Source organism: Bordetella genomosp. 9, from assembly GCF_002119725.1.
Lineage (GTDB): Bacteria > Pseudomonadota > Gammaproteobacteria > Burkholderiales > Burkholderiaceae_B > Bordetella_C.
This window is the reverse complement of record NZ_CP021109.1, coordinates 4,539,584-4,562,915: the sequence shown is the minus strand read 5'-3', so window position 1 is coordinate 4,562,915 and position 23,332 is coordinate 4,539,584. Positions and strand designations below refer to the sequence as shown.

Here is a 23,332-nt window from a genome sequence, read left to right as displayed (position 1 = left end):
ATTATGCGCCCGGCGCCAGCCAGCCCCGCCGTCTACCAGCGCAGACGCAGATTCGCGACTACGCTGCGGCGCGGCCCGTAAAAGCATGAAGTGTCGGACCAGCACGACGCCACGAACCTGCGGTCGAAAAGATTCGAGGCATTGACCGCAATATCGGCGCCCGAAAAACGCGCGTTCAGCTTGCCCAAGTCGTAGCGAATGGCCGCGTCCACCAGGGTGTATGACGACACCTTGAACGTGTTCTGCTCGTTGCCGAAGGAACTGCCGACGTAGCGCACGCCCGCTCCCAGCGACACGCCGGGCAGGACGTTGGCGGGCAGGCGGTAATCGAGCCAGGCCGAAGCGACGTTGCGCGGCACGGCGAACGGCCACTTGTCCTGCGCGCTATTGCTTTTCGTATTGACGGCGTTCAACCAGGTATACGCGACGATCGCGTCCAGGTCCCGCGTCAGCGCGGCATGGGCTTCCAGCTCCACGCCGCGTGAACGGATCTCGCCGGTCTGCACGCTGGCGAACAGATGTTCAGGGTCGGGGTCCGGAGTTTTCACATTGGTCTGCGTGATCTGGAACACGGACGCCGTGAAGAAGCTCTTCAGTCCATCCGGCTGGTACTTCAAGCCTGCTTCGATCTGCCTGCCCTTGGTCGGCTTGAACGGATTCCCGCTGAAATCCGTACCCGTCACCGGCTCGAACGACGTCGAGTAGCTCGCATACGGCGCCAGACCGTTATCGAACAGATAGGTCGCGCCAACCCGATACGTGAAAGCGTCGTCGGACTGCGGCTGACGCACCGTCACGCCAGTGTCGACGGTCGTTGCCGTATTGCGGTTGTCGACCCAGTCGTTGCGCACGCCCGCCAGAAATGCCCAACGGCCCCAGCGTATGCGGTCCTGCAGGTACACGCCGAATTGGTCCAGATACTGCCGGGTCCGCGTGGCGTCCGGCGGCGTAACGATGTCCTGCCCATAGACCGGCGCCAGCACGTTCAGGGACGGCGCGGCGCCATAGCCCATCGTTGCGGTCGCATAGTTGTGCCGATAATCCGCCCCCAACAAAGCCGTGTGCTTCCATGCCCCGGTATCGAAGGTCGCCTGAAGCTGGTTATCCACCGCGATGTTGTCGAAGGCCTCGCGCGTCGCGATTGTGGCGCGCGTCAGCACCACCGGATCTTCCGGGTTTTCCCATCCCGTCTCGTACACCGATTTATACGTGTAGCCGGCATGCATGTAGCGCAGGTTCTGGCGCACGGTCCACGTGCGGTTGAAGCGATGCTCAAACTCGTATCCGACCGAATACTGTTTGCGCTTGGAACGATCGAAGTCGGGATCGCCGTCGAAGAAACCCGTCCGCAGGCGTCCCCAGCCCGTGGCGTTCACGGTGCCAAGCGCAGGCAGGTAATTGAAGGCGCCTGCGGTCGGGTCATGCTGGTAGTTGGCCAATAGCGTGAAGCGCGTGTCGGCGTCGGGCTGCCAGGTGAGCGAAGGCGAAATGGAAGTCCGCTGGTCCTTCGTGTAATCCACTTGCGTTGACGCATCCCGCGTCAACCCGGTTAGCCGGTACGCCAGCGTCTTGGTCTCGTCCACCGGGCCGGAGAAATCGAATGCCGCCTGCTTGCGGTCGAAACTGCCGTATTGCAGATCGAGCTCGTACTGCGGGTCGAACACGGGGCGCTTGCTCAGCAGGTTCACCGCGCCGCCCGGGCTCATGCTCCCGTACAGGACGGACGCCGGTCCTCGCAGCACTTCCACGCGCTCCAACATGTAGGGATCGATCGACGGCGCGATGTAGTACACCCCGCGCGGCAGCCGCAGACCGTCCATGAGCCCGACGAAGTTGGCGTCGGCGCCGCCCGGGGTGCCGAATCCGCGGATATTGGGATAGTCGTATCGGCCCGGCCGCGCTTCCGGCACCACGCCCGCCGTATAGCGCAAGGCCTGGGACACCGTCTGCGCGCCCTGGTCGTCCATTTGCTGCCGCGTCACGACGGATACCGACTGGGGAGTCTCGAGCAGCGGCGCATCGGTCTTGGTCGCCGTCACGCTGTCCTGCGCGATATATCCGGACACTGGGCCCCACGGATCGCCATCCTGCGCCATCACCTGGACTTCCGGCATCACCGCCACGGGCGGCGTGCCGGCGGGTTGCGCGCGCAAGGTATAAACGCCCGGCCCCTGCTGCATGGCATGGAGCGCGGAACCCGAAAGGATGGCGGCAAATCCCTGATCGAGGGTGTACCGCCCGTGCAGACCGGGCGACGACCGGCCGCGCGTCAGTCCCGCATCGAACGACAACGCCACGCCGGCGGCCGCCGCGTAATCGGTCAGCACGCGCGTCAGGTCGCCAGCGGCGATGTCGTAAACCGCGCGGCCGGCGGCGTCATTGGCGCGCGATGCGGGCTCCGCGGCGTTCGCAAACAAGGGCGCGCCGGCCGCGAATCCCGCGAGCGCCAGCGACAATGCGGCTCGAGCCAGCCGCAGAGACGGACCGGACACAGGGGATACATCGCAGAGAAACGCAGACATGGCTTTTCCTTCGACCGTGGGGGGTTTACCCGTGGGCCGAATGAGCGGCGAAAAAGTGAAAGCGTGGCGGCAAAAAATCCGCATCAATCTGCCGTTGGCAGGCGCCACGCTGGCCATCGTGCCGCTCGATGCGGGCGCGGCCTGTGGACGTTTCCGGCTGCGGTGCGCGACAGGCGGGACCGGCGGCGGAAGTTGCCGGCTCAGGCGGCTTCCAGCCGAACCCAATAGCGAGTCACGAACACGGCACGGACCGGGAAGGCCTTGGTCAGCGCGGCGATGGCCCGATCGGTATCCCGGGTGGGAAAAGCGCCGGTCACGCGCAGGTCCGCAACGGCGGCCGAACAGCCGACCACACCTGCGCGATAGCGGCCGATTTCCGCCACGACCTTCGCCAGGGGCCAGTCGTGGACGACCAGGCTGCCCCGGCGCCACGCCAGGGCGTCTTCGTCTACAGGACCGTAGGATGCCGCCGCCCGCGCGTCGAAGGCCACCTGCATGCCGGCTGGGACGGCCAGCGGACGGTCCTGCAAAGGACGGATCGACACTTCGCCGCCATAAACGGCGACTCCGGTATCGTCATCCCGCTTTCGTACCGTAAAGCGGGCGCCAAGGCCGGATGCTTCGCCGTCAACGGTACAGACGGTCAAAGGCCGCGCTGCGGCTGGATGCGGCTGCGACGGCGGCATGGTGACCAGAATTTCGCCAGCGAACAGCTGCACGCGTATGCCATTGCCGCCGTCGTGACGGACGTCCATCGCGCTGTCGGTATTCATCGACACCACGCTGCCGTCAACCAGTCGCACGTCTTTCTGTTCGCCTGCGGCCGTCCGATAGGCCGCGCCCCAGCGCGCCCAGGGCAGGGCGGCCCAGGCGGTATAGCCGAGGGCCGCGCCGCCGGTCAGTCCGACGATGCTTTTCAGTACGGCGCGCCGTTGGCGCCGGGTAGTGCGCAGCACCGGAGACGCGACATTCGCCGGCACTTCCCGCAAGGTACTGCGCATGGCTTCAATGCGCTGCCACGCCCGTTCATGCTCGGGGCGTTCCTGGCGCCAGGCATGCAAGGCGGCCCAATCCCGTTCGCCCGCCTCGCCCGAACACAGGAATGCAAAGCGCCGCGCCGCCTCGCGCAGTGCTTGGACATCGGCATCGTCGATGCGGTCCGCCGGCAGGGCGTGCATGCGCGTCATGGAGCCAGCGCCTGGCAACAGGCCTCGATCGCCCTGACCATGCAATTGTTCACCGTACGCTGGGTGACCCCCAGGCGTTCGGCGATCTGCGCATAGGTCAACCCATCGAACTGCGACAGGATGAAAGCTTCGCGCGCGCGGCGGTCCAACCGGTCCAGCACGCGGTCGACCTGCCACAGGGCTTCCAGTATCAGCGCCCGCGACTCCACGGAAGGAACGGCTTGCGGAGGCAGCTGGCTCAATGCTTCCAGGTAAGCGCGCTCCAGCGACCGCCGCCGGTACATGTCCACCATCAAGCCTTTCGCGATGGTGGCCAGATAGTCTCTGGGCTCGCGGATTTGCTGGGCGTTGCGGGCCTTCAAGACTCTTACGAAGGTGTCTTGCGCGAGATCCGCCGCGTCATGGCCGCATCCGAGCTTGCCGCGCAGCCAGCCCAAGAGCCATCCATGGTGGTGGCGATAAAGCGTGTGTACGGCATCGTGCGCGGAAGACTCGGCAGTCATGGCGATTTCCTGGCGCCTTCTATTTAATGAGAATTGTTCTCACTATTATACGAATGAAAGCGCGCTTCCGGTAGCGTCCGCCGCCTGCCGGGCGGGGCGGCGGGATCTGTCGCAGTTGACGTGCGGGGAACCACATTCGGCGCTTCCCGAGGCAAAACGCCTGTGGGTAAGCTCTGCGAGGTCGACATGTGGAAACGGTGTGGACGGCGTGGGCATAAGCCACTTTCCGTGCCACATCGCGGAAAGTTGCTCAAGTCTGTCCCTGGCGCAGAACAGAGTTCTTGCACAAGCGCCAAGGTCGACCAAGGCCTTGATTGCCATGGGGAATCTGGCAGTTTTCCAGTTTTCCACAGACTCCCATCATTACCAGTCTTTTTATATAGAAAAGAAGATGTGAAAACATAGGTTCCGGCGAGCGCTTGGGTGGGCGACCGGTACGATGGGGCTATCAGGAGGCGATTCCCAAAGGAAAAGCGGCGAAAGGACCAAACCGCATCGCCCCCGTGCCGGGCGGATGCTCGGGAATTTGAAATCTGCGCAACGCCGGTTGTCGGTCGACTTTCGCCGGAGTCCCTCCCGCCGCATGTGACGGCGGTCCCAAACGCGAACAATCTTCAGCCCGCGCAACAGTGCCGATGTCAGCAGAGGGCCGCATGGGCTTCTGGCGCGATCGCCAGGACTGCCCAGGTCCAGGTGTCGCCTGTTCATCGCTCGTGGCGTCACGACGGCGCAAAGTCGCTGCAACGGCGCTCCCGCAGTGTCTGCTCCTGTTCCCCCGGGGACGCGTCGACTTGCCCGGCGGAATCTGAACGCAGCCGCCTGCAAGAGATTTCTTGGGGGACGACGTCGACCCGCCTGTGAATAACGTCTCTGGAGGCGGTTGTGCAAAGCATGTGGATCGGACGGGAACAAGCCGGGAATCTGCGTCGACACGAAAAGTTGTCCAATTTGGCGTACCCCTCCAAACATGGCTAGCGCACAGGCGGGAAACGGCGTAACCGGTTGAGTCGACAGGCAAATCGGAGGTTGTCCAGTTATCCACAGACACCCATCACTACCAGTCTTTATATATAGAGAAAAGAAAGTGAAAACATTCGATCTGCGGATCGGCCTCGCCGCCCGGATGCTGGGCCGTTCCGGAAAAGGCGGCCCGAAAAAGCCGCATAAACAGTTTGACCTTGCCCGCAAGCGGCAAGGCCAACCGCACGGCGTCCACAAAGCAGAAAGGCAGCCAGAGGCTGCCTTTGTCATCCCCGCACCCGTGGGTACCCCGGGCAATAGATCGCGGCGCTAGACCCCCGCCAAACGCTCCAGGGCCTGATCCAGCGTCTGGTCCTTCTTCGCGAAGCAAAACCGGATCAGCTTGTGGTTCGATTCCGGTGCTTCGGGGCGCCGGTAGAAGGCCGAGATCGGAATTACCGTCACCTTGTGTTCGATTGTCAGCCACCGGGCGAACTCGGCTTCCGGCAGATGCGAAATGGCGCTGTAGTCGGCCATCATGAAGAACGTCCCAGGGCTGGGCAACGGACGGAAACGCGTGGCCGACAGGCCTCGATGCAGCCGATCCCGCTTGGCCTGGTAGAACGCGGGCAATTCCAGGTAGGGAGCCGGGTCCTGCATGTACGCCGCAAAAGCGTGTTGCATGGGGGACGGCACGGTGAACACCATGAATTGGTGGACTTTGCGCAGCTCCGCGGTCAAGTGACGCGGGGCGCAGCAATAGCCGATTTTCCACCCGGTTGTGTGATAGGTCTTCCCGAACGAGGAAATAACGAAAGCGTGTTCCGCGAGAAGCGGCCGGCGCGACACGCTCGCGTGTGCCTGTCCATCGAAGACGATGTGTTCGTACACCTCGTCCGACACCAGCAGCACGCCGGTGTCGCGCACAATCGTTTCCAGGGCGTCCAGGTCGCTGTCGTTCAACACCGCGCCGGTGGGATTGTGCGGAAAGTTCAGCATGAGCAGGCGGGTTTTGGGCGTAATCGCGTCTCGAACCCGCTGCCAATCGATCCGGTAATACGGATCGTCGGATGTCGGCGGCCGGAGCGGGACCGGTACGGCGGTTCCGCCGGCCAGACGTATCGCCGGAAGATAGGAGTCGTAGCAGGGCTCGATCACGACCACTTCGTCTCCTGAGTCGACGGCCGCCAGGATGGTGGCCATCAGCGCTTCGGTGGCGCCGCTCGTCACCGTGATCTCGGTTTCGGGATCGTAGGCGTGGCCGTACAGGCGCAAAGTCTTGTCCGCAATCGCTTGACGCAATGGCGCGACGCCGGGCATGTACGGGTATTGATTGTGTCCGGCCGCCATGGCTTTGGAGACCAGGTCCACAAGCGCCGGCGAGGGATCGAAGTCGGGAAAGCCCTGGCCCAGGTTGATGGCCTGGTGCTCGATGGCCAGCCGGCTCATGACGGTGAATATGGTGGTGCCTACGTCGGGCAATTTGGAGCGGATCATGGTGTAGGGGTTGCGTGCTCGCGTTGCGGAAACGAAGGTCAGAAGTATCCCACCGTCAAGCTCCGGCGCGAGATGTGAGGGCGGCTTTTGCCGGCGGTGCGGCATATCTTTATGCCGGGAAACGACATGACGCCTCTATGAAGGCCCGTCTAACTTGTGAGACAAGTTAAAAAAAAACCACATAGGGGTAAACAACTATTTGTTGGCGTCATCACGGCTGAGTATGCTCAGTTCGCTGTTGTATTCAAGTCGAGTGTCTGTCTCGTTTCGCTTCGGCCTCCTGCCCGGCGCAGGTGCTGTTTCTGGCTGGATCTGGCCGCCACCCGGATCGCGTCAGCGTCCTTGAATCACATCCGCGCACAGCATTGTGTTTTTATAGGACGCTATACAAATGGTTCAGAAGGGCAAAGTGAAGTGGTTCAACGCTGACAAGGGTTATGGGTTCATCACCCCTGACGCCGGCGGCGTGGACGTCTTCGCACATTTCTCGGCGATTCAGGGCCGCGGCTACCGCAGCCTGAACGAAGGCCAGGACGTCGAGTTCGAAGTCAAGGACGGCCCCAAGGGTCCGCAGGCTGCCGACATTCGTCCGCTGTAAGCCGTTAGACAACACAACCACACGTACCCGAGCCGCATAGCGGCGCTGGCGTTCGCCAGCCTTGTCGCCCCAGTTGCCCCTATGGCGCCTGGGGCGTTGTGTTTTTCAAGGTGGATAAACCTGTGGACAAGTACTGGATTGTCCATGGCGTCGCTCCTCCGTTTCGGGGTTTCACCTTCGAACCGCATGTCTAGGACCAGAATGTGGCCCTAAGTTATACACAGGTTCCGCAGACACGTCGCTAGGGGGCCACTCCTTCTGCCACAGCGTCCCGGGCCTGGTTTTTGGTAGTTTTTATATAGAGCGTGTAAGTGAGACCGCTCAAACCACGGGGTTTTTGTAGATTTCTCCATTCGGCGAGGATCGTGTCCCTGCTGTCTCGTGCCAGCCCTCAAGCCGGCCTCCCGGTTGTTCACAGAAATATCCCCATCGCGCCTGCGCGCTGGAGGCCGCTTGGTTCGCTGTGGGTACTTCTGTGGATATATGCGCGCGCGTCTGGCGCCGCATTCGTTCCCGTGGCGGTACGCGGCCCGTGCGGCGGCTCACGCGGTCGACTTCCGCCCCCCTGGGTAGCGGGTTCTCAATACGCATTGGCGCTTGGCGCTGTATGCGAAGCGCTAGCCGCAACCAACCTGCAAGCCGGCCAGGCCCGCCATGTTCGAGCGTATGCCGTAGACCGTACGGATCAGCAGAGGAGCGACTGTTCCACGTGAAACGTGGGTCACATGGTTGATTCTCCACACCGTTTGGCTGATGGACGAGACGTGCATTCACGCTGGCGTCGATACCAAGCGAGGTTAGCGGCGAACTTCAGAAGTCGCGACGCCGATACGGCAAAGTGGATGCACACCGTCTGGACCGTATGCGGGGCGGGTGCTGGGCAGTTGTACGTCGAGACAATATTGCCACTGCCCCATGGACTGTCCGGATTATTTCCGCGGCGCCTTCGATCTCCGGGCGGCGAGCGGGCGGATTCGCCTATAACGTCCCCTCCTGTCGCTCAGGTAGCGGCATCTCCGCATATCTTTGTCGCCGTGTTGGTCAGTGAACAGGAAAGGATTTGGCATACGGCAGATCTGCTCTGGCTGCGGACCGTGGTCCATTCAACCCGCCTGATTCCGTCCCGTGGAATCAAGAGCTGAGTGCGACGCGCTGGGCGCCGTAAGCGGTACGGCCCGAAGGCAGAGGAGTTGCACATGCTGCTATGTTGGCCGATCTCGCGCTACTCAACGTGGGCGACAAGAGGCGGCGCCTCTGCCGCTGCCGCGCCCGGGAAGGGACTTCTCCGATCAACAACGCGGACTGCGCTGCGGCGGATTCCCGCATCGGCGGTCGGGTAGCGGGCAGCAGGGACCATTCATCGTGGCGCATCGCAACTACCGGTAGAACTGCTCCTACTCAGGAGACCCCGTGGTCGGTAAGAGCCATCCGATGGATCGCCCCCAAACTTGCACTGTCCCCTAGCGGTTTGGCGGTTCCCGCTACAGATCACAGGATGGCGGTACCACTTAAGGAAAGACAGTGTTCGTGGTGCATGTACGCCAGGAAGGGCGGGGCCGCGTCACATCGCAGATGTGAAGTAGGCGCGTCCACCGCGGTCGGCTCGAGGACCCCCCAACGGGCATGACCGCCGCGCGCCCGTTGTGTTTCACGTGGAACATCCGGCGTTTGCCGGAGCGATGTGGCGTCTTGCCACAGCGGTTTTATGTTCCACGTGGAACATCGCGTGAGCGCCGGACCTCGGATAGGGATAAGGGCACACACATCATAACGTCCGACACCCCGACTTGGGCTTCAATGGGCGCGACCGGTGATCATAGGTACCACCGCCTCCCCCGCGGCTGGAGCTCGCCGAAGCTTTAAGGAGTGACCGCCGGCTGCGCTAGAAACTACCGACGCGTTCCCGTGGGCGCCCGAAAGGGCTACTGCTTTGGGGCAGGAGCATGCCGGCGCCAGCGTGGCGGTATCAGTCATTCTCGAAACGGGCATGGGGTGCCTGATCGAACAATGTGTCCGGGGCCTGCAGCCTCTGGTTCAGCCGGGGATTATGGGCGGCGAAGGTTTCGCCGGCCCAGGTAAACGCATTGCCGCGAACTTACCACGCTTGTTTGACCGTACATCGGCACCACCCCGCTATACAGGCGCGGGATACCAAAGCATCTCAAGCAAGTAGGGCGGTGCCGGGTTCGCTCTACCTGAGGGGATGGTCGCGCTGCCTTGTGTGGCTTGCGCCTTACAGCGCAGCCCTGGTGAGATAACGATCCGGGCAATCGAACGAGGTTCGGTGGGCTGAGCGCGATGGCGATCTCGATAACGCAGCAGGCAAGCGATGGCTTGGTGGGTAACCATACTGCCCCTAGTCGCATACCTTGCGCAGCGCTAGCGCTCAGTCTATATGCACGCGGATAGACCGCCACTAGATACCTGGGAGAGCTGGTGTCGGAGGCGCTGCATCTTATTCCGGCACGCCTACGCTCCGTCGCGCGCCGGCTTGATTGTCTGTTGTCACGCGGATGGACAGGGCTTTCATCGGTTTATGCGTTGCTACTGACTCGTTGCAGATGCATGACATGGAGGAAATGATAGGGTGCCGTCCCTAGGTGTCGCGGTGGGTTTGTCTCAGAAGCATGATCGGATATGGTTGCAGGCCTTCGGAGTGGGTTCTTGAGGCATGGTGAAACTTAGACTGCTGGTGCGTGGAGTTTTCCCAAGTGTGGCTGTGCACCACAACTGCTGTTTCACGTGGAACATTTGCCGTGGGTGCGTCGACGCACCTGTCGCGAGACGATGTTCCACGTGGAACGCTACCAACCCCAGGAGCCGCTTCGGACGCATGCGTTTCGAAGGCTGCCCCAGATAGCGGCGGCGAGGCGTGAACGGCGGTCGCAGTAGGTAGGGCTGGTGTCGGTTTGCTCCCGGACGACGTCCCCATTACGGCTTGCGCACTGTGACGTTCGCTCGAAGCGGAGACCAGGAGGAGGTTGGCAACCTATTGGGTAGAGCCCGGCACGCAGCGTAGAGCTTTGCGTTAGAGGCGCCAATGGAGGCGCCGCCCGTGAGGGCCCGCGCTCGTCATCATGAGAAGCAGGGGGTCCACCCGGCGTTCAGGATAGGCCAGCATTACGGCGCCTTTCCCATCGGAGGGATTAAACGGAAACCGATCCGCTACCCTGTTTCACGTGAAACACCCGCCAAACGCCGAGCCTCTATAATCACGGCTCGCAGCTCTTTCTCCCCGCATATACCCCCATGGATTATCCCCGCGAGTTCGACGTCATTGTGGTGGGCGGTGGCCACGCCGGCACTGAAGCGGCCCTGGCGTCAGCCCGCATTGGCGCGAAAACCCTTCTTCTTACCCACAACATCGAAACCCTCGGACAGATGTCGTGCAATCCGTCCATTGGGGGGATCGGCAAAGGCCATCTGGTCAAGGAAATCGATGCGCTGGGCGGCGCGATGGCCTTGGCCACCGATGAGGCGGGAATTCAATTCCGCATCCTCAACGGCTCCAAGGGGCCCGCAGTGCGCGCCACACGGGCGCAGGCGGACCGCGTCCTCTATCGGAAGGCTATCCGCTCCCGACTGGAGAACCAGCCCAACCTCTGGCTGTTTCAGCAGGCGGTCGATGACCTGATGGTGGAAGGGGATCGGGTGGTCGGCGCTATCACCCAGATCGGACTGAAGTTTCGTGCGCGCAAGGTCGTGCTGACTGCCGGTACCTTCCTGAACGGCCTGATCCACGTCGGCCTGCAGAACTACTCTGCTGGCCGCGCCGGCGACCCCCCGGCGACATCGCTCGGACAGCGGCTCCGTGAACTGCAATTGCCGCAAGGACGGCTGAAGACGGGCACGCCCCCGCGCATCGACGGACGGACCATCGATTACAGCGTATTGGAGGAACAGCCGGGCGACCTGGACCCCATGCCGGTGTTTTCTTTTCTGGGCAAGCCATCGATGCATCCCCGGCAGCTGCCCTGCTGGATCACGCATACCAACGCTCGCACGCACGAGATCATCCGCGGCGGACTCGACCGCTCCCCGATGTACACCGGCGTGATCGAAGGTGTCGGACCCCGGTATTGTCCCTCCATTGAGGACAAGATTCACCGCTTCGCGGACAAGGCCTCACACCAGGTTTTCCTCGAGCCTGAAGGGCTCGATACGCACGAGGTTTACCCCAACGGCGTTTCCACGAGCTTGCCGTTCGACGTGCAACTGGAGCTCATCCATTCCCTGCCGGGACTGGAGAACGCGCACATCCTGCGTCCCGGATACGCGATTGAGTACGACTACTTCGACCCGCGTGGATTACGGTCGACATTGGAGACGCGCGCAATATCCGGACTGTATTTCGCCGGCCAGATCAACGGTACGACTGGATACGAAGAAGCCGCAGCACAGGGCTTGCTCGCCGGCGCGAACGCCGCGTTGGCTGCGTTGGAGCGCGAGCCTTGGACGCCGCGGCGCGACGAAGCCTATCTGGGCGTTCTGGTCGACGATCTCATCACGCGAGGCGTCACCGAACCGTACAGGATGTTCACGTCGAGAGCGGAGTATCGCCTCAGCCTGCGCGAGGACAATGCAGACATGCGCCTGACGGAGACGGGTCGGCGTCTCGGCCTGGTCGACGACGCCCGCTGGGAGGCTTTCGAGCGTAAGCGCGAAACCGTCGAAAAGGAGGTGCAGCGCTTGCGGTCGACGTGGGTCACGCCGCGCAACCTCCCGCAAGAAACCGCACAAACCTTGCTCGGGCAAGCGATCGAACGTGAGTACTCACTAGCAGATCTGCTCAAGCGTCCGAATGTCACTTATGACGCTTTGATGCAGGCCGCTTTGCCAGACGGGACGCCGGTCGCGGGTCCAGGCGTCGCGGATCGCGACGCTGCCCAGCAGGTCGAGATCCAGGTGAAGTACGCGGGATACATCGCCCGGCAGCAGGACGAAGTCCAAAAGCACATGGCGCATGAATCCCAACGCATCCCCGCGGATCTGGACTACGACACGGTGCTGAGTTTGTCGTTCGAAGTGCGGCAGAAGCTCAAAACCCATCGGCCCGAAACGATCGGGCAGGCTGCGCGTATATCGGGCGTGACCCCGGCCGCCATTTCGCTCCTGCTTATTCACCTGAAGCGCCTGCAGTACGGCTCGCGCAAACGCGCCGCATGAGCCCGCGGGAAGTCATGTCGCAGGACGCCGGTGAGCGGCTGAAAGACGCCTGCGCGGCGCTTGGTCTTGTTCCGTCCGACGAACAGTTGGAGCAACTGCTGGGCTACCTGCAGCTGCTCCAGCGCTGGAACCGCACGTACAATCTGACGGCAATCCGCGACCCGCAGCAGATGCTGGTCCACCACATTTTCGATAGCCTGGCGGTTGTCCCGCCCATCTCCTCGGCCATGCCAGCCGCCGGCCGGCTGTACGACGTCGGCGCCGGGGCGGGTTTGCCAGGTGTCATCCTGGCCGTCATGCGTCCCGATTGGCACATCACCTGTATTGACGCGGTGGAGAAGAAGACCGCGTTCGTGCGGCAGGTTTCGGGCGCGCTGTCGCTGCCAAACCTGCGCGCCGTCCATGGTCGCGTCGAGGACCTGGATCCTGGCAACTGCCACGTCGTAACGTCTCGCGCGTTTGCCGCGCTCGATGACTTCGCGCGTCTGGCGGGACAGCACGTCGCGGCCGGTGGTACGCTGCTGGCCCTGAAAGGCAAAGTGCCGGACGACGAGATCCAGCGCCTGCATGCCGTGGGCGAATGGCAAGTCGACGCCGTACAAACGATTCAGGTCCCGGAACTCGACGCACAGCGATGCCTGATCTGGATGCGCCGCCACGGCGCGCGTAGTCAAGGAAATCCATGAACGAAACAGTGTCCGCCAATCCCGCCCGTGTGTTCTGTATCGCGAACCAGAAGGGCGGCGTCGGCAAAACGACTACGGCCATCAACCTGGCCGCTGGGCTGGCCACGCATGGCAAACGCGTGCTGCTGGTGGATCTGGACCCCCAAGGCAACGCGACCATGGGCAGCGGCATCGACAAGGCGAGCCTGCAGTCGAACCTTTACGAGGTGCTGATCGGCGACACCACCATCGCGGATGCGCGTGTGCGATCGGAAGTGGGGGGCTATGACGTCCTGCCTGCCAATCGCGAATTGGCGGGCGCCGAGATCGACCTCGTTCAAATGGAAGAGCGGGAGCGTCAGCTGAAGCACGCGCTGGACACCGTGGCGGACGACTACGACTTCATCTTGGTCGATTGCCCGCCCACGTTGTCGCTGCTCACCTTGAACGGTCTTGCCGCCGCCCATGGCGTCATCATTCCGATGCAATGCGAGTACTTCGCGCTGGAAGGCCTGTCGGACCTGGTGAACACCATCAAGCGCGTGCATCGCAATATCAATCCCCAGCTGCGGGTGATCGGTCTGCTGCGGGTGATGTTCGATCCGCGCATGACGCTGCAGCAGCAGGTATCGGCGCAGTTGGAAGCGCACTTCGGCGACAAGGTTTTCGCCACGGTAGTGCCCCGCAACGTCCGGCTTGCCGAAGCGCCCAGCTACGGCATGCCTGGCGTGGTCTACGATCGTGCTTCGCGCGGCGCGCAAGCGTACATCTCGTTTGGCGCGGAAATGATCGAGCGCGTCAAGGCCCTGGCGGACTGACCGCCATGCGCGCTTCGCCCACCACGCCTGCGGTTGCTCGCACTCTCGGCAAAAACCTGCTCGACGCGCGCATCGAAGAGGCGGCGTTGAACGCCACGGTGGTGCGCGAACAGATGATCTACGATGGCTGGCTGGTGCGATGGGCGCCATCCAAGGCACGGCGGGCGCGCAGCGTCAACGTGCTCGCCGCCTCGCAACGCAGCCTGGACGAAAAACTGGCGCACTGCGCGGCGGTTTACGCCCGCGCGCGGCAGCCTTTCATTTTCCGGATCACGTCCATCTGTCCCGATACGGCGCTGGACGGTCAGCTCGACCGCAAAGGTTTTGCCGCGATCGACGATACCTGCGTGATGGCGATGCCGTTGGCGGGGGACGAATCCGCGACCCCGCAAGCCACGCTACGATACGAGCAAGCCGATCCCGGGCTCTTCGCACGCGTCGCGGGGCAATTGCGCGACGACACCCCCGACCAGGTTGCAGAACACACGCAGCGATTGACCTCCATTGCCGTGCCATGCACGCGATGGCTGGCGCGCGATGAGCAAGGCCGCCATGTGGCGGCAGGCATGACGGTGCTGGATGGCGACCTGGCGGGCGTGTTCGACGTGGTGGTGGATCCGCAGGTGCGGGGCAGGGGCTATGCAAGGCAGCTGATGCATCGGCTGTTGAGCACGGGCCGCGAAGCCGGCGCCCGCACGGCTTATCTCCAGGTGGAACGTGGCAACACGCCGGCGCGCCGCCTGTATGCGTCGTTGGGATTCGCCGACCGGTATACGTATTGGTATCGCACGCAACAACAGGACTAAGCGGACCGCCAAGGTCCGCTGGGAAATAAAACTATGGCCACCAAGAAACCAAAAGGATTGGGACGCGGACTCGACGCCCTGCTCGGCGCCGATATGCCTGCCATCCACACCCTGGGGAAAAACGAACCGAAGCAGGAGGCGCCCGCCAATGTCCTGCCCGTGAGCGTCATGCGCGCCGGCAAGTACCAGCCGCGTACGCGCATGGACGAAGGCGCATTGACCGAGCTGGCAGAGTCGATAAGGACCCAGGGGATCATGCAGCCCATCCTGGTCCGTCCGCTCGGCGAATCGGCTCCGGGACAATACGAGATCATCGCCGGCGAACGCCGCTTCCGCGCGGCGCAGCTGGCGGGTCTGAAGGAAGTGCCGGTCCTCGTGCGCGAGGTCCCGGATGAGAACGCCGCGGTGATGGCGCTGATCGAGAACATTCAGCGCGAAGATCTCAACCCCTTGGAAGAAGCGCAAGGCGTGCGGCGCCTGCTGGACGAATTCGGGCTCACGCACGAACAGGCTGCACAGGCTATCGGGCGTTCGCGCTCGGCGACCAGCAATCTGCTGCGGCTGCTCAATCTTGCACCGGCTGTGCAAACCATGCTGCTCGCCGGCGATATCGACATGGGCCATGCGCGCGCGTTGCTCGCCGTCGATGGCGCCACGCAGATACAGCTGGCCAACCAGATCATCGCGAAACGGCTATCGGTACGGGAAGCGGAAAAGCTGGTGGCCAAGACCGCGAAGGACGCCGAGCCGGCGCCGCGCAAGAAGAGCGTGGGCAATTCCCGCGACGTCGCCCGCCTGGAAGAAGCGATGTCGGATTTCCTTGGCACGCGCGTTAGCCTGAAGGTTGGCGCGCGCGAGCGCGGGCAAATCGTCATCGATTTCCATGGCTGGGATCATCTCAACTCGCTGCTCGAAAAGCAGGGCCTTTCCGGCGTGCTCGACGATGCCTGAACACCGCGCGCTTCCCACCGTGACCGTGCTCGGAACCGGCGGCACCATCGCCGGCGCGCCGGTGGCCGGCTTGCGTGTGGGCTATGTGCCGGGGACCATCGATATCGAGTCGCTGCTTGACGGCGTCCCTGGCCTGGCTTCCCTGGCGAATCTGCGTGCGGAACAAGTCGCCAATATCGGCAGCCAGGACATGCGCCACGATGTATGGCAAGGGCTGGCCACGCGCGTGTCTGCCCTGCAGCAGGATACGGACATCGACGGCATCGTCGTCACGCACGGCACGGATACCCTCGAAGAGACGGCATGGTTCCTCGAACTCGCCGTGCCGCTGCGCAAGCCATTGGTGCTGACAGGCGCCATGCGGCCCGCGACGGCGCTGGGCTCCGAAGGGCCGGCAAACCTGTACGCAGCGGTAGCGGTTGCGCGCGATGAGGCGGCCCAAGGGCGCGGCGCTCTGGTGTTGATGAATGAGCACATTCACCATGCGCGCGACGTGCAGAAAATCGCGGCATCGGGAATCGCCGCATTCGCATCGCCCACGCGCGGCCCGGCGGGCATCGTGCAGGCGGGTGGACCGCTGTTCTATGGGACGGCGCGGCCGCGAGCGCACTATCCCTGGCAATCCGCGCCTTTGCCGCCGGTCGAACAGTGGCCGCGCGTCGGCGTGGTGTACGCGCATGCCGACATGCAGCCAGACCTGATCGACTTCATGGCGAGCCGGTACCAGGGGATCGTGCTGGCGGGCGTCGGCGACGGCAATGCCAGCCAGGCCGCTTTCCAGGCCATCGGCCGCGCGACGGGGCAGGGCGTGGCCGTGGTGCGCGCATCGCGCACCGCAAGCGGACATGTCCAGCGTAACACCGAGGTGGATGACGACGCGCTGGGCACCGTCGCGGCCGGCGACCTGAGCCCTCAGAAAGCGCGCATTCTCCTGACGCTGGCACTCATGTCGACGCGCGACGCAGGCGCGCTGCAGCGCTGCTTCGACGCTGCCTAGCGGACACGACCGCCGGCGCGTCGGCGCAATCCTTGCCGCGCCGGCACGACGCCCCGCAGGCCGGCATCGCAACCGTCCCAGCCTGCGGTCCGGCGACCGATCGGTTGCCGTGCCGACCGGTTTCCGGTCAGACGAGCACGACGCCGCCCAACGCGCCTGCCAGTGCGTCGTAGCCCTCGGTGGCTTCGGCTTTGCGGTTTGAGATCAGCATCGCGATGCGGTCGGCCGGGCAGTAGGAAACGCCCGCATTCTGGCCTATGGCCGTATCATCGGCCATCGCGACGATGCTGCGGGCATTCGCCGCCATGGCGCGAGCCAGCTCCGCGCGGGAAAGATCGGCGTGGGTGGCGCCGTGGCGGGCATCGATTGCGCTTGGGCATAGCAGCGCCGCATCCGCGGTATAGCGGTGGATTTCGGCAATGGCGTGTTCGCCATGCGTCGCGGCCAGCGAAGGCAATACCGAACCGCCCAGCATGACCGCGCGGTTGCCATGCGAAAGATGATCCCGGCTTGCCGCGATGCGCATCGCGGCGTCGAACGAATTCGTGATCACCGTGATGCCATGCAGGACATCCAGCGCCTCGGCCAGGGTCACCGCCATGGACCCCGCCTCCATGAACAGGGTCTGTCCGTTGGACAGGCGGCTGGCCGCGGCACGCGCCACAGCGCGGTAATGACGGCGGTCGTGATGCGTCGGGTCGTGTTCCGGCGCCTCGCCGTCCAGGACGGCGCCGCCATGCGTGCGGCGCAACTCGCCACGCGCTTCCAGCGCGATCAGGTCGCGCCGCACCGTTTCGCGCGACACGCCCAGCTCTTCGGCAATGCGGTCCGTCGAGGCGCTGCGCAGCGCCGCGAGCATCTTTCTTATCCGTTGATACCGTTCTTCCTGCCACATGCGAGTCCGCCGCCTTTGCGCCGCGGCTATGTTCACAAAGTTGACGGGCACTGTCCAGGCGGGTGCGAAGGGCTTCCACGCTCCGCCGCTCAGGCAATTTGACACGGCGAAAGAAAGTGACCATAATTTCAAGTTCTCCGCTGGAGGGGTGCCCGAGTGGTTAAAGGGGGCAGACTGTAAATCTGTTGGCCTTGCGCCTACATTGGTTCGAATCCAATCCCCTCCACCAGAGACCGCGCCGTGGACTGGTCTGCAGCCGTCCTTGCGTACGAAGCGATAACCGCCCAGGCAGGGCGCCAGCCCATGCCGAACATCCAGAATCCAGGCGCAGTCGGCCTGGATTTGCAATGTCTGGGGCTTGCATCGCGGCGTGCAAGGGTTGAGCAGGCGAGCCGTCCGGCATGTGTCTGGTTGCGGCGGAGGGCAGGATGGGAAACGATACGCCGCGGGTGTAGCTCAATGGTAGAGCAGAAGCCTTCCAAGCTTACGACGAGGGTTCGATTCCCTTCACCCGCTCCAGGTTTTCGGTGCGCGGCCAGCGGAACAGTCTGGCCGCGTATTTGCAGGAAGCGGTGCGCCCGGTGATGGCGGTTTCCCGGGTCGCGCGGCAGTACGAGTTGTACGAAAGATTTTCCGCCCATGTGGCTCAGTGGTAGAGCACTCCCTTGGTAAGGGAGAGGTCACGCGTTCGATCCGCGTCATGGGCACCAAGCATTTGTCTTCGTTTTAGTCAGATCCGCACATCCAGTCAGGAGTCAGCCATGGCAAAAGGCAAGTTTGAACGTACCAAGCCGCACGTGAACGTGGGTACGATCGGTCACGTGGACCACGGCAAAACGACGTTGACGGCGGCGATCACGACGGTGCTGTCGAACAAGTTCGGCGGCGAAGCGAAGGCGTACGACCAGATCGACGCGGCGCCGGAAGAGAAGGCGCGCGGCATCACGATCAACACGGCGCACGTGGAATACGAGACGCAGACGCGTCACTACGCGCACGTTGACTGCCCGGGCCACGCGGACTATGTGAAGAACATGATCACGGGCGCGGCGCAGATGGACGGCGCGATCCTGGTGGTGTCGGCCGCCGACGGCCCGATGCCGCAGACGCGCGAACACATTCTGCTGAGCCGCCAGGTGGGCGTGCCGTACATCATCGTGTTCCTGAACAAGGCGGACATGGTCGATGACGCGGAGCTGCTGGAGCTGGTGGAGATGGAAGTCCGCGAGCTGCTGAGCAAGTACGATTTTCCTGGCGATGACACGCCGATCGTCAAGGGTTCGGCCAAGCTGGCGCTGGAAGGCGACAAGGGCGAGCTGGGCGAGCAGGCGATTCTGAAGCTGGCCGAGGCGCTGGATACGTACATTCCGACGCCGGAGCGCGCGGTGGACGGCACGTTCCTGATGCCGGTCGAAGACGTGTTCTCGATCTCGGGCCGCGGCACGGTGGTCACGGGCCGTATCGAGCGCGGCGTGATCAAGGTTGGCGAGGAAATCGAAATCGTCGGTATCAAGCCGACGCTGAAGACGACCTGCACGGGCGTGGAAATGTTCCGCAAGCTGCTGGATCAGGGCCAGGCCGGTGACAACGTGGGGATTCTGCTGCGCGGCACCAAGCGCGAAGAAGTCGAGCGCGGCCAGGTGCTGGCCAAGCCCGGCTCGATCACGCCGCACACGGAGTTCGACGCCGAGGTGTACATCCTGTCCAAGGAAGAGGGCGGTCGCCACACGCCGTTCTTCAACGGCTATCGTCCGCAGTTCTACTTCCGCACGACGGACGTGACCGGCACGATCGAGCTGCCCAAGGACAAGGAAATGGTGCTGCCGGGCGACAACGTGTCGATGAAGGTGACGCTGCTGGCGCCGATCGCCATGGAAGAAGGTCTGCGCTTCGCCATCCGCGAAGGCGGCCGTACCGTGGGCGCGGGCGTGGTTGCCAAGATCAGCAAGTAATCTCGCGACGCCGGGGTCCCCCAAGCGGGACCCCAAATTTCGCTGGACAAAACGGCGAGAAAAGTAGTATTATGGATGGTTCCGCAAGGTTCCATCCTTCGTTTTTGGTCCCTCCAAAGTCCGCCATTGTCGCACTGGGCGATACAGCACGGCACGGCTTCCCGGAGCGTTCCCGGTGTACGTCCTGTACATCGGACTGGGCGAGGAGATGACCGGGAAGCGAAGGTAAGGGTCTCTAGCTGGCCGTGCAAGGGTTTTTCCCCGCACGACCTCGCGTGACTAGAGGGGTATAGCTCAATTGGCAGAGCGTCGGTCTCCAAAACCGAAGGTTGTAGGTTCGATTCCTACTGCCCCTGCCAACCCGCCTTCCTCTCCCCGGCCTGCCGGAAATCATCACAAGCTGCGCATTCATGGCGGGCTTGTTGCGCAAAATGTCTAATACCAGCGTCGAAACCGTTACCAGTACCGCCGATCGGGTGAAGTTGACCGTGGCGGTGCTCGTCATTATTGCTGGGATCGTGGGATTCTCCGTCCTGAGCGCCCAGCCCATGGCGGCGCGCGTCGGGGTCTTCGTCGGAGGCCTGATTCTTGCCGCCATCATCGCCTGGTTCAGTGAACCCGGGCGCCGCACCCTGAGCTTCGCCGGCGAATCGTATAACGAAGTCAAGCGTGTCTCATGGCCCACCAGGAAGGAAACGACCCAGATGACGGGCATCGTTTTCGCCTTCGTGGCAATCATGGGCATCTTCATGTGGGTGCTCGACAAGGGCATCGAGTGGATCATTTACGGCCTGCTGCTGGGCTGGAAATAAAGGACGGCGCATGAGCAAACGTTGGTATGTCGTCCATGTGTATTCCGGCATGGAGAAAAGCGTGCACAAGGCGCTGCTCGAGCGTATCGAGCGTGCCGGACTGCAGACCTCCTTCGGTCGCATCCTGGTGCCGTCCGAAGAAGTCGTGGAAATGAAAGGCGGCCAGAAGTCGATTTCCGAGCGTCGGATCTTCCCGGGCTACGTCCTGGTTGAAATGGATCTGACCGACGAAACCTGGCACCTGGTCAAGAATACGAACCGCGTCACCGGCTTCCTCGGTGGCTCGGGCAACCGGCCTTCGCCGATCTCCGAGAAAGAAGTCGAGAAGATTCTTTCTCAAATGGAGGAAGGCGTGGAAAAGCCGCGTCCCAAGATCTTGTTCGAAGTGGGCGAGATGGTGCGCGTCAAGGAAGGCCCGTTCGCGGACTTCAACGGCAACGTCGAAGAAGTCAATTACGAAAAGAGCAAGGTTCGCGTGTCGGTGACCATTTTCGGCCGCGCCACGCCCGTCGAGCTCGATTTCAGTCAGGTCGAAAAGACCTGATCGCTGTTTCGGTTTCACCCTCAGTTTCAACCCCAATCCCCCGGGGAGCCCGCTGAACGGCGGGCGCTAGAACCCGCAAGGAGCAAAGCATGGCGAAGAAGATCGTCGGCTTTATCAAGCTGCAAGTGCCGGCTGGTAAGGCAAACCCCTCCCCCCCGATCGGTCCGGCGCTGGGTCAGCGCGGCCTGAACATCATGGAATTCTGCAAGGCGTTCAACGCCAAGACGCAGGGCATGGAGCCCGGTCTGCCGATTCCGGTGGTGATCACCGCTTTCGCGGACAAGAGCTTCACCTTCGTGATGAAGACCCCGCCCGCCACGGTCCTCATCAAGAAGGCCGCCGGCGTGCAGAAGGGTTCGCCCAAGCCGCACACCGACAAGGTCGGCAAGCTGACGCGTGCCCAGGCCGAGGAAATCGCGAAGACCAAGGAACCCGACCTGACCGCGGGCGACCTGGAAGCCGCCGTGCGCACCATCGCCGGCAGCGCCCGCAGCATGGGCATCACGGTTGAGGGGATCTGATCATGGCAAAACTGTCCAAGCGTACCGCCGCTCTGCGTGAAAAAATCGACCGCACCAAGCTGTATCCGGTCACCGAGGCTCTGAGCCTCATCAAGGAAACCGCCACCGCCAAGTTTGACGAATCCGTCGACGTGGCCGTGCAGCTGGGCATCGACCCCAAGAAATCCGACCAACTGGTCCGTGGTTCCGTGGTGCTGCCCGCCGGTACCGGCAAGTCCGTGCGCGTCGCCGTGTTCGCCCAGGGCGACAAGGCTGAAGCCGCCAAGGCTGCCGGTGCGGACATCGTCGGTCTGGAAGACCTGGCCGAGCGCATCAAGGGCGGTCAGATCGATTTCGACGTGGTCATCGCTTCGCCCGACACCATGCGCGTCGTCGGCGCCCTGGGTCAGATCCTGGGCCCGCGCGGCCTGATGCCGAACCCCAAGGTCGGCACGGTCACGCCCGACGTCGTCACCGCGGTCAAGAACGCGAAGGCTGGCCAAGTGCAGTACCGCACCGACAAGGCCGGTATCGTACATGCCACCATCGGCCGCGCTTCTTTCGGCGTGGAACAGCTGCAAACCAACCTGGCCGCGCTGGTCGATGCCCTGAACAAGGCGCGTCCCGCTGCAGCCAAGGGCGTGTACCTGCGCAAGCTCGCCGTGTCGTCCACCATGGGCGGTGGCGCTCGCGTGGAAATCGCCTCGCTCACGACGCCGGCCGCCTGATCGGCGCGTCGCGGGCAAACAGAACTTTGGGCTGCGTCCGGATCCGTCCGGACGTTGCTGTCAAAGACCGCTGGAGCATCTGCTTAATCCCGAAGCCCGTACGGTTCGGATCCAGCGTAGACGGCGTCCCATGGAAGATTTCTTTATAAGAACTCGACCAGGTCGCCGCATTCGGTTGACGTTCCGGGCTCCCACCCGGGGCGTCTTTTGATGGAGTGTTCAAACCGTGAGTCTCAATCGCCAAGAGAAAGCGGTGGTAATCGAGGAAGTCGCGGCGCAAGTCGCCAAGGCCCAATCGATTGTTATCGCCGAGTACCGTGGTCTGGACGTCGCCTCCGTCACCGTACTGCGCAAGACTGCGCGTCAATCGGGCGTGTACCTGCGTGTTCTGAAGAACACGCTGGCTCGTCGCGCTGTGAACGGCACGGCTTTCGAGTCGCTGTCCGACCAGCTCACCGGTCCGCTGATCTACGGTATCAGCGCCGATCCGGTCGCCTCGGCCAAGGTCCTCTCCGATTTCGCCAAAACCAACGACAAACTGGTCATCAAGGGGGGCTCGCTGCCCAACAACCTGTTGAACCAGGAAGGCGTCAAGGCCCTGGCCTCGCTGCCTTCGCGCGAAGAGTTGTTGGCGAAATTGCTGGGCACCATGCAAGCCCCGATTGCGCAATTTGCACGTACGCTCAACGAAGTTCCCTCGAAGTTCGCCCGCGGCCTCGCTGCCGTGCGCGACCAGAAGGCCGCGGCGTAAGCCCCGGCGTTCGTGGAATTCGTTGTACGACGAAGCGACACCGAACCTGGCATTACCAATATTTGGAGTTCTTAGAAAATGGCCCTTAGCAAAGCTGAAATCCTTGACGCCATCGCTGGCATGACCGTGCTCGAACTGTCCGAGCTGATCAAGGATCTGGAAGAGAAGTTCGGCGTGTCGGCTGCCGCCGCTGCCGTGGCTGTCGCCGCGCCCGCCGCTGGTGGCGCCGGTGGCGCTGCCGCCGCTGAAGAAAAGACCGAGTTCGACGTCATCCTGACGGAAGCTGGCGCGAACAAGGTCAGCGTCATCAAGGCCGTGCGTGAAATCACCGGCCTGGGTCTGAAGGAAGCCAAGGACCTGGTCGACGGCGCGCCGAAGCCCGTCAAGGAAGGCATCGCCAAGGCTGACGCCGAAGCTGCGAAGAAGAAGCTGGAAGAAGCTGGCGCCAAGGTCGAACTCAAGTAAGACCTTATGCCAGTT

20 protein-coding genes and 4 tRNA genes are annotated in these 23,332 nt (G+C 63.1%); 19 read left to right on the top strand and 5 right to left on the bottom strand.

The features are described 5' to 3' along the window. Positions 1–32: 32 nt before the first annotated feature. The 3 genes from CAL13_RS20965 to CAL13_RS20955 all read right to left on the bottom strand — a co-directional run bounded on the left by CAL13_RS20965 (position 33) and on the right by CAL13_RS20955 (position 4,212). Positions 33–2,522 carry a TonB-dependent siderophore receptor gene (locus tag CAL13_RS20965; protein ID WP_086073426.1) on the bottom strand — a complete coding sequence of 830 codons (2,490 nt, stop codon included), beginning with the start codon at positions 2,520–2,522 and terminating at the stop codon, positions 33–35. Positions 2,523–2,722: 200 nt separating this feature from the next. Next, complete coding sequence (locus tag CAL13_RS20960) at positions 2,723–3,709, bottom strand: FecR domain-containing protein (protein ID WP_086073425.1); 987 nt, start codon at positions 3,707–3,709, stop codon at positions 2,723–2,725. Next, positions 3,706–4,212 carry a sigma-70 family RNA polymerase sigma factor gene (locus CAL13_RS20955; RefSeq protein WP_086059109.1) on the bottom strand — a complete coding sequence of 169 codons (507 nt, stop codon included), beginning with the start codon at positions 4,210–4,212 and terminating at the stop codon, positions 3,706–3,708. Before CAL13_RS20955 ends, CAL13_RS20960 begins: the two co-directional genes overlap by 4 nt. 1,084 nt (positions 4,213–5,296) lie before the next feature. On the opposite strand from CAL13_RS20955, the gene CAL13_RS21295 reads away from it, so the two are divergent. Next, entirely contained in the window at positions 5,297–5,506 is a 210-nt protein-coding gene (locus CAL13_RS21295; protein ID WP_157664911.1) for a hypothetical protein, read from the top strand. Here the strand turns inward: CAL13_RS21295 and CAL13_RS20950 are convergent. Further along, positions 5,503–6,669: a pyridoxal phosphate-dependent aminotransferase gene (locus tag CAL13_RS20950; RefSeq protein ID WP_086073424.1), complete on the bottom strand. Its 1,167-nt coding sequence runs from the start codon at positions 6,667–6,669 to the stop codon at positions 5,503–5,505. The two genes, CAL13_RS21295 and CAL13_RS20950, sit on opposite strands and share 4 nt — an antisense overlap. Before the next feature lie 391 nt (positions 6,670–7,060). Between CAL13_RS20950 and CAL13_RS20945 the strand changes: the two genes are divergently transcribed. From CAL13_RS20945 to CAL13_RS20915, 7 genes are all read left to right on the top strand, one after another. Continuing rightward, positions 7,061–7,267, top strand: a complete 207-nt coding sequence (locus CAL13_RS20945; protein ID WP_066357490.1) for a cold-shock protein — start codon at positions 7,061–7,063, stop codon at positions 7,265–7,267. Positions 7,268–10,516: 3,249 nt separating this feature from the next. Continuing rightward, positions 10,517–12,433, top strand: a complete 1,917-nt coding sequence (gene mnmG / locus CAL13_RS20940; protein ID WP_086073423.1) for a tRNA uridine-5-carboxymethylaminomethyl(34) synthesis enzyme MnmG — start codon at positions 10,517–10,519, stop codon at positions 12,431–12,433. A gap of 14 nt (positions 12,434–12,447) precedes the next feature. Beyond that, on the top strand, positions 12,448–13,119 hold the full coding sequence (rsmG, locus tag CAL13_RS20935; protein WP_232467717.1) for a 16S rRNA (guanine(527)-N(7))-methyltransferase RsmG: 672 nt from the start codon (positions 12,448–12,450) through the stop codon (positions 13,117–13,119). Beyond that, complete coding sequence (locus CAL13_RS20930; RefSeq protein WP_086073421.1) at positions 13,116–13,916, top strand: ParA family protein; 801 nt, start codon at positions 13,116–13,118, stop codon at positions 13,914–13,916. The genes rsmG and CAL13_RS20930 overlap by 4 nt, the downstream gene beginning before the upstream one ends. Before the next feature lie 5 nt (positions 13,917–13,921). Beyond that, positions 13,922–14,722, top strand: coding sequence for a GNAT family N-acetyltransferase (locus tag CAL13_RS20925; protein WP_086073420.1), 801 nt, complete (start codon positions 13,922–13,924; stop codon positions 14,720–14,722). A 33-nt stretch (positions 14,723–14,755) separates the two neighbouring features. Beyond that, positions 14,756–15,673, top strand: coding sequence for a ParB/RepB/Spo0J family partition protein (locus CAL13_RS20920; protein ID WP_086059103.1), 918 nt, complete (start codon positions 14,756–14,758; stop codon positions 15,671–15,673). Then, a complete protein-coding gene (locus tag CAL13_RS20915) occupies positions 15,666–16,670 on the top strand; it encodes an asparaginase (RefSeq protein WP_086073419.1) in 1,005 nt (334 codons plus the stop codon). The genes CAL13_RS20920 and CAL13_RS20915 overlap by 8 nt, the downstream gene beginning before the upstream one ends. A gap of 127 nt (positions 16,671–16,797) precedes the next feature. Here the strand turns inward: CAL13_RS20915 and CAL13_RS20910 are convergent, their stop codons facing one another. After that, positions 16,798–17,529, bottom strand: coding sequence for a DeoR/GlpR family DNA-binding transcription regulator (locus CAL13_RS20910; protein ID WP_198297877.1), 732 nt, complete (start codon positions 17,527–17,529; stop codon positions 16,798–16,800). 178 nt (positions 17,530–17,707) lie between these two features. Here CAL13_RS20910 and CAL13_RS20905 point away from each other — a divergent pair. The 11 genes from CAL13_RS20905 (at position 17,708) to rplL (ending at position 23,317) form a co-directional block, all read left to right on the top strand. Further along, positions 17,708–17,794: transfer RNA gene (locus CAL13_RS20905), tRNA-Tyr, on the top strand. A 216-nt stretch (positions 17,795–18,010) separates the two neighbouring features. After that, positions 18,011–18,084 (top strand) — tRNA-Gly (locus CAL13_RS20900). Positions 18,085–18,200: 116 nt separating this feature from the next. After that, positions 18,201–18,275: transfer RNA gene (locus tag CAL13_RS20895), tRNA-Thr, on the top strand. 51 nt (positions 18,276–18,326) lie between these two features. Next, positions 18,327–19,517 (top strand): elongation factor Tu, encoded by a 1,191-nt coding sequence (gene tuf / locus CAL13_RS20890; protein WP_086059082.1) that lies wholly within the window; start codon positions 18,327–18,329, stop codon positions 19,515–19,517. Between the two features lie 283 nt (positions 19,518–19,800). After that, positions 19,801–19,876 (top strand) — tRNA-Trp (locus CAL13_RS20885). 72 nt (positions 19,877–19,948) lie between these two features. Then, positions 19,949–20,329, top strand: coding sequence for a preprotein translocase subunit SecE (gene secE / locus CAL13_RS20880; protein WP_086059649.1), 381 nt, complete (start codon positions 19,949–19,951; stop codon positions 20,327–20,329). Positions 20,330–20,339: 10 nt separating this feature from the next. Further along, a complete protein-coding gene (gene nusG / locus CAL13_RS20875) occupies positions 20,340–20,873 on the top strand; it encodes a transcription termination/antitermination protein NusG (RefSeq protein ID WP_086059100.1) in 534 nt (177 codons plus the stop codon). A gap of 89 nt (positions 20,874–20,962) precedes the next feature. Beyond that, complete coding sequence (rplK, locus tag CAL13_RS20870; RefSeq protein WP_086059099.1) at positions 20,963–21,394, top strand: 50S ribosomal protein L11; 432 nt, start codon at positions 20,963–20,965, stop codon at positions 21,392–21,394. Positions 21,395–21,396: 2 nt separating this feature from the next. Beyond that, positions 21,397–22,101, top strand: a complete 705-nt coding sequence (rplA, locus tag CAL13_RS20865) for a 50S ribosomal protein L1 (protein ID WP_086059098.1) — start codon at positions 21,397–21,399, stop codon at positions 22,099–22,101. Between the two features lie 226 nt (positions 22,102–22,327). Beyond that, positions 22,328–22,852, top strand: a complete 525-nt coding sequence (gene rplJ / locus CAL13_RS20860; protein WP_086059097.1) for a 50S ribosomal protein L10 — start codon at positions 22,328–22,330, stop codon at positions 22,850–22,852. Positions 22,853–22,930: 78 nt separating this feature from the next. Next, positions 22,931–23,317, top strand: coding sequence for a 50S ribosomal protein L7/L12 (rplL, locus tag CAL13_RS20855; RefSeq protein ID WP_086059096.1), 387 nt, complete (start codon positions 22,931–22,933; stop codon positions 23,315–23,317). The last annotated feature ends 15 nt before the right edge of the window (positions 23,318–23,332 follow it).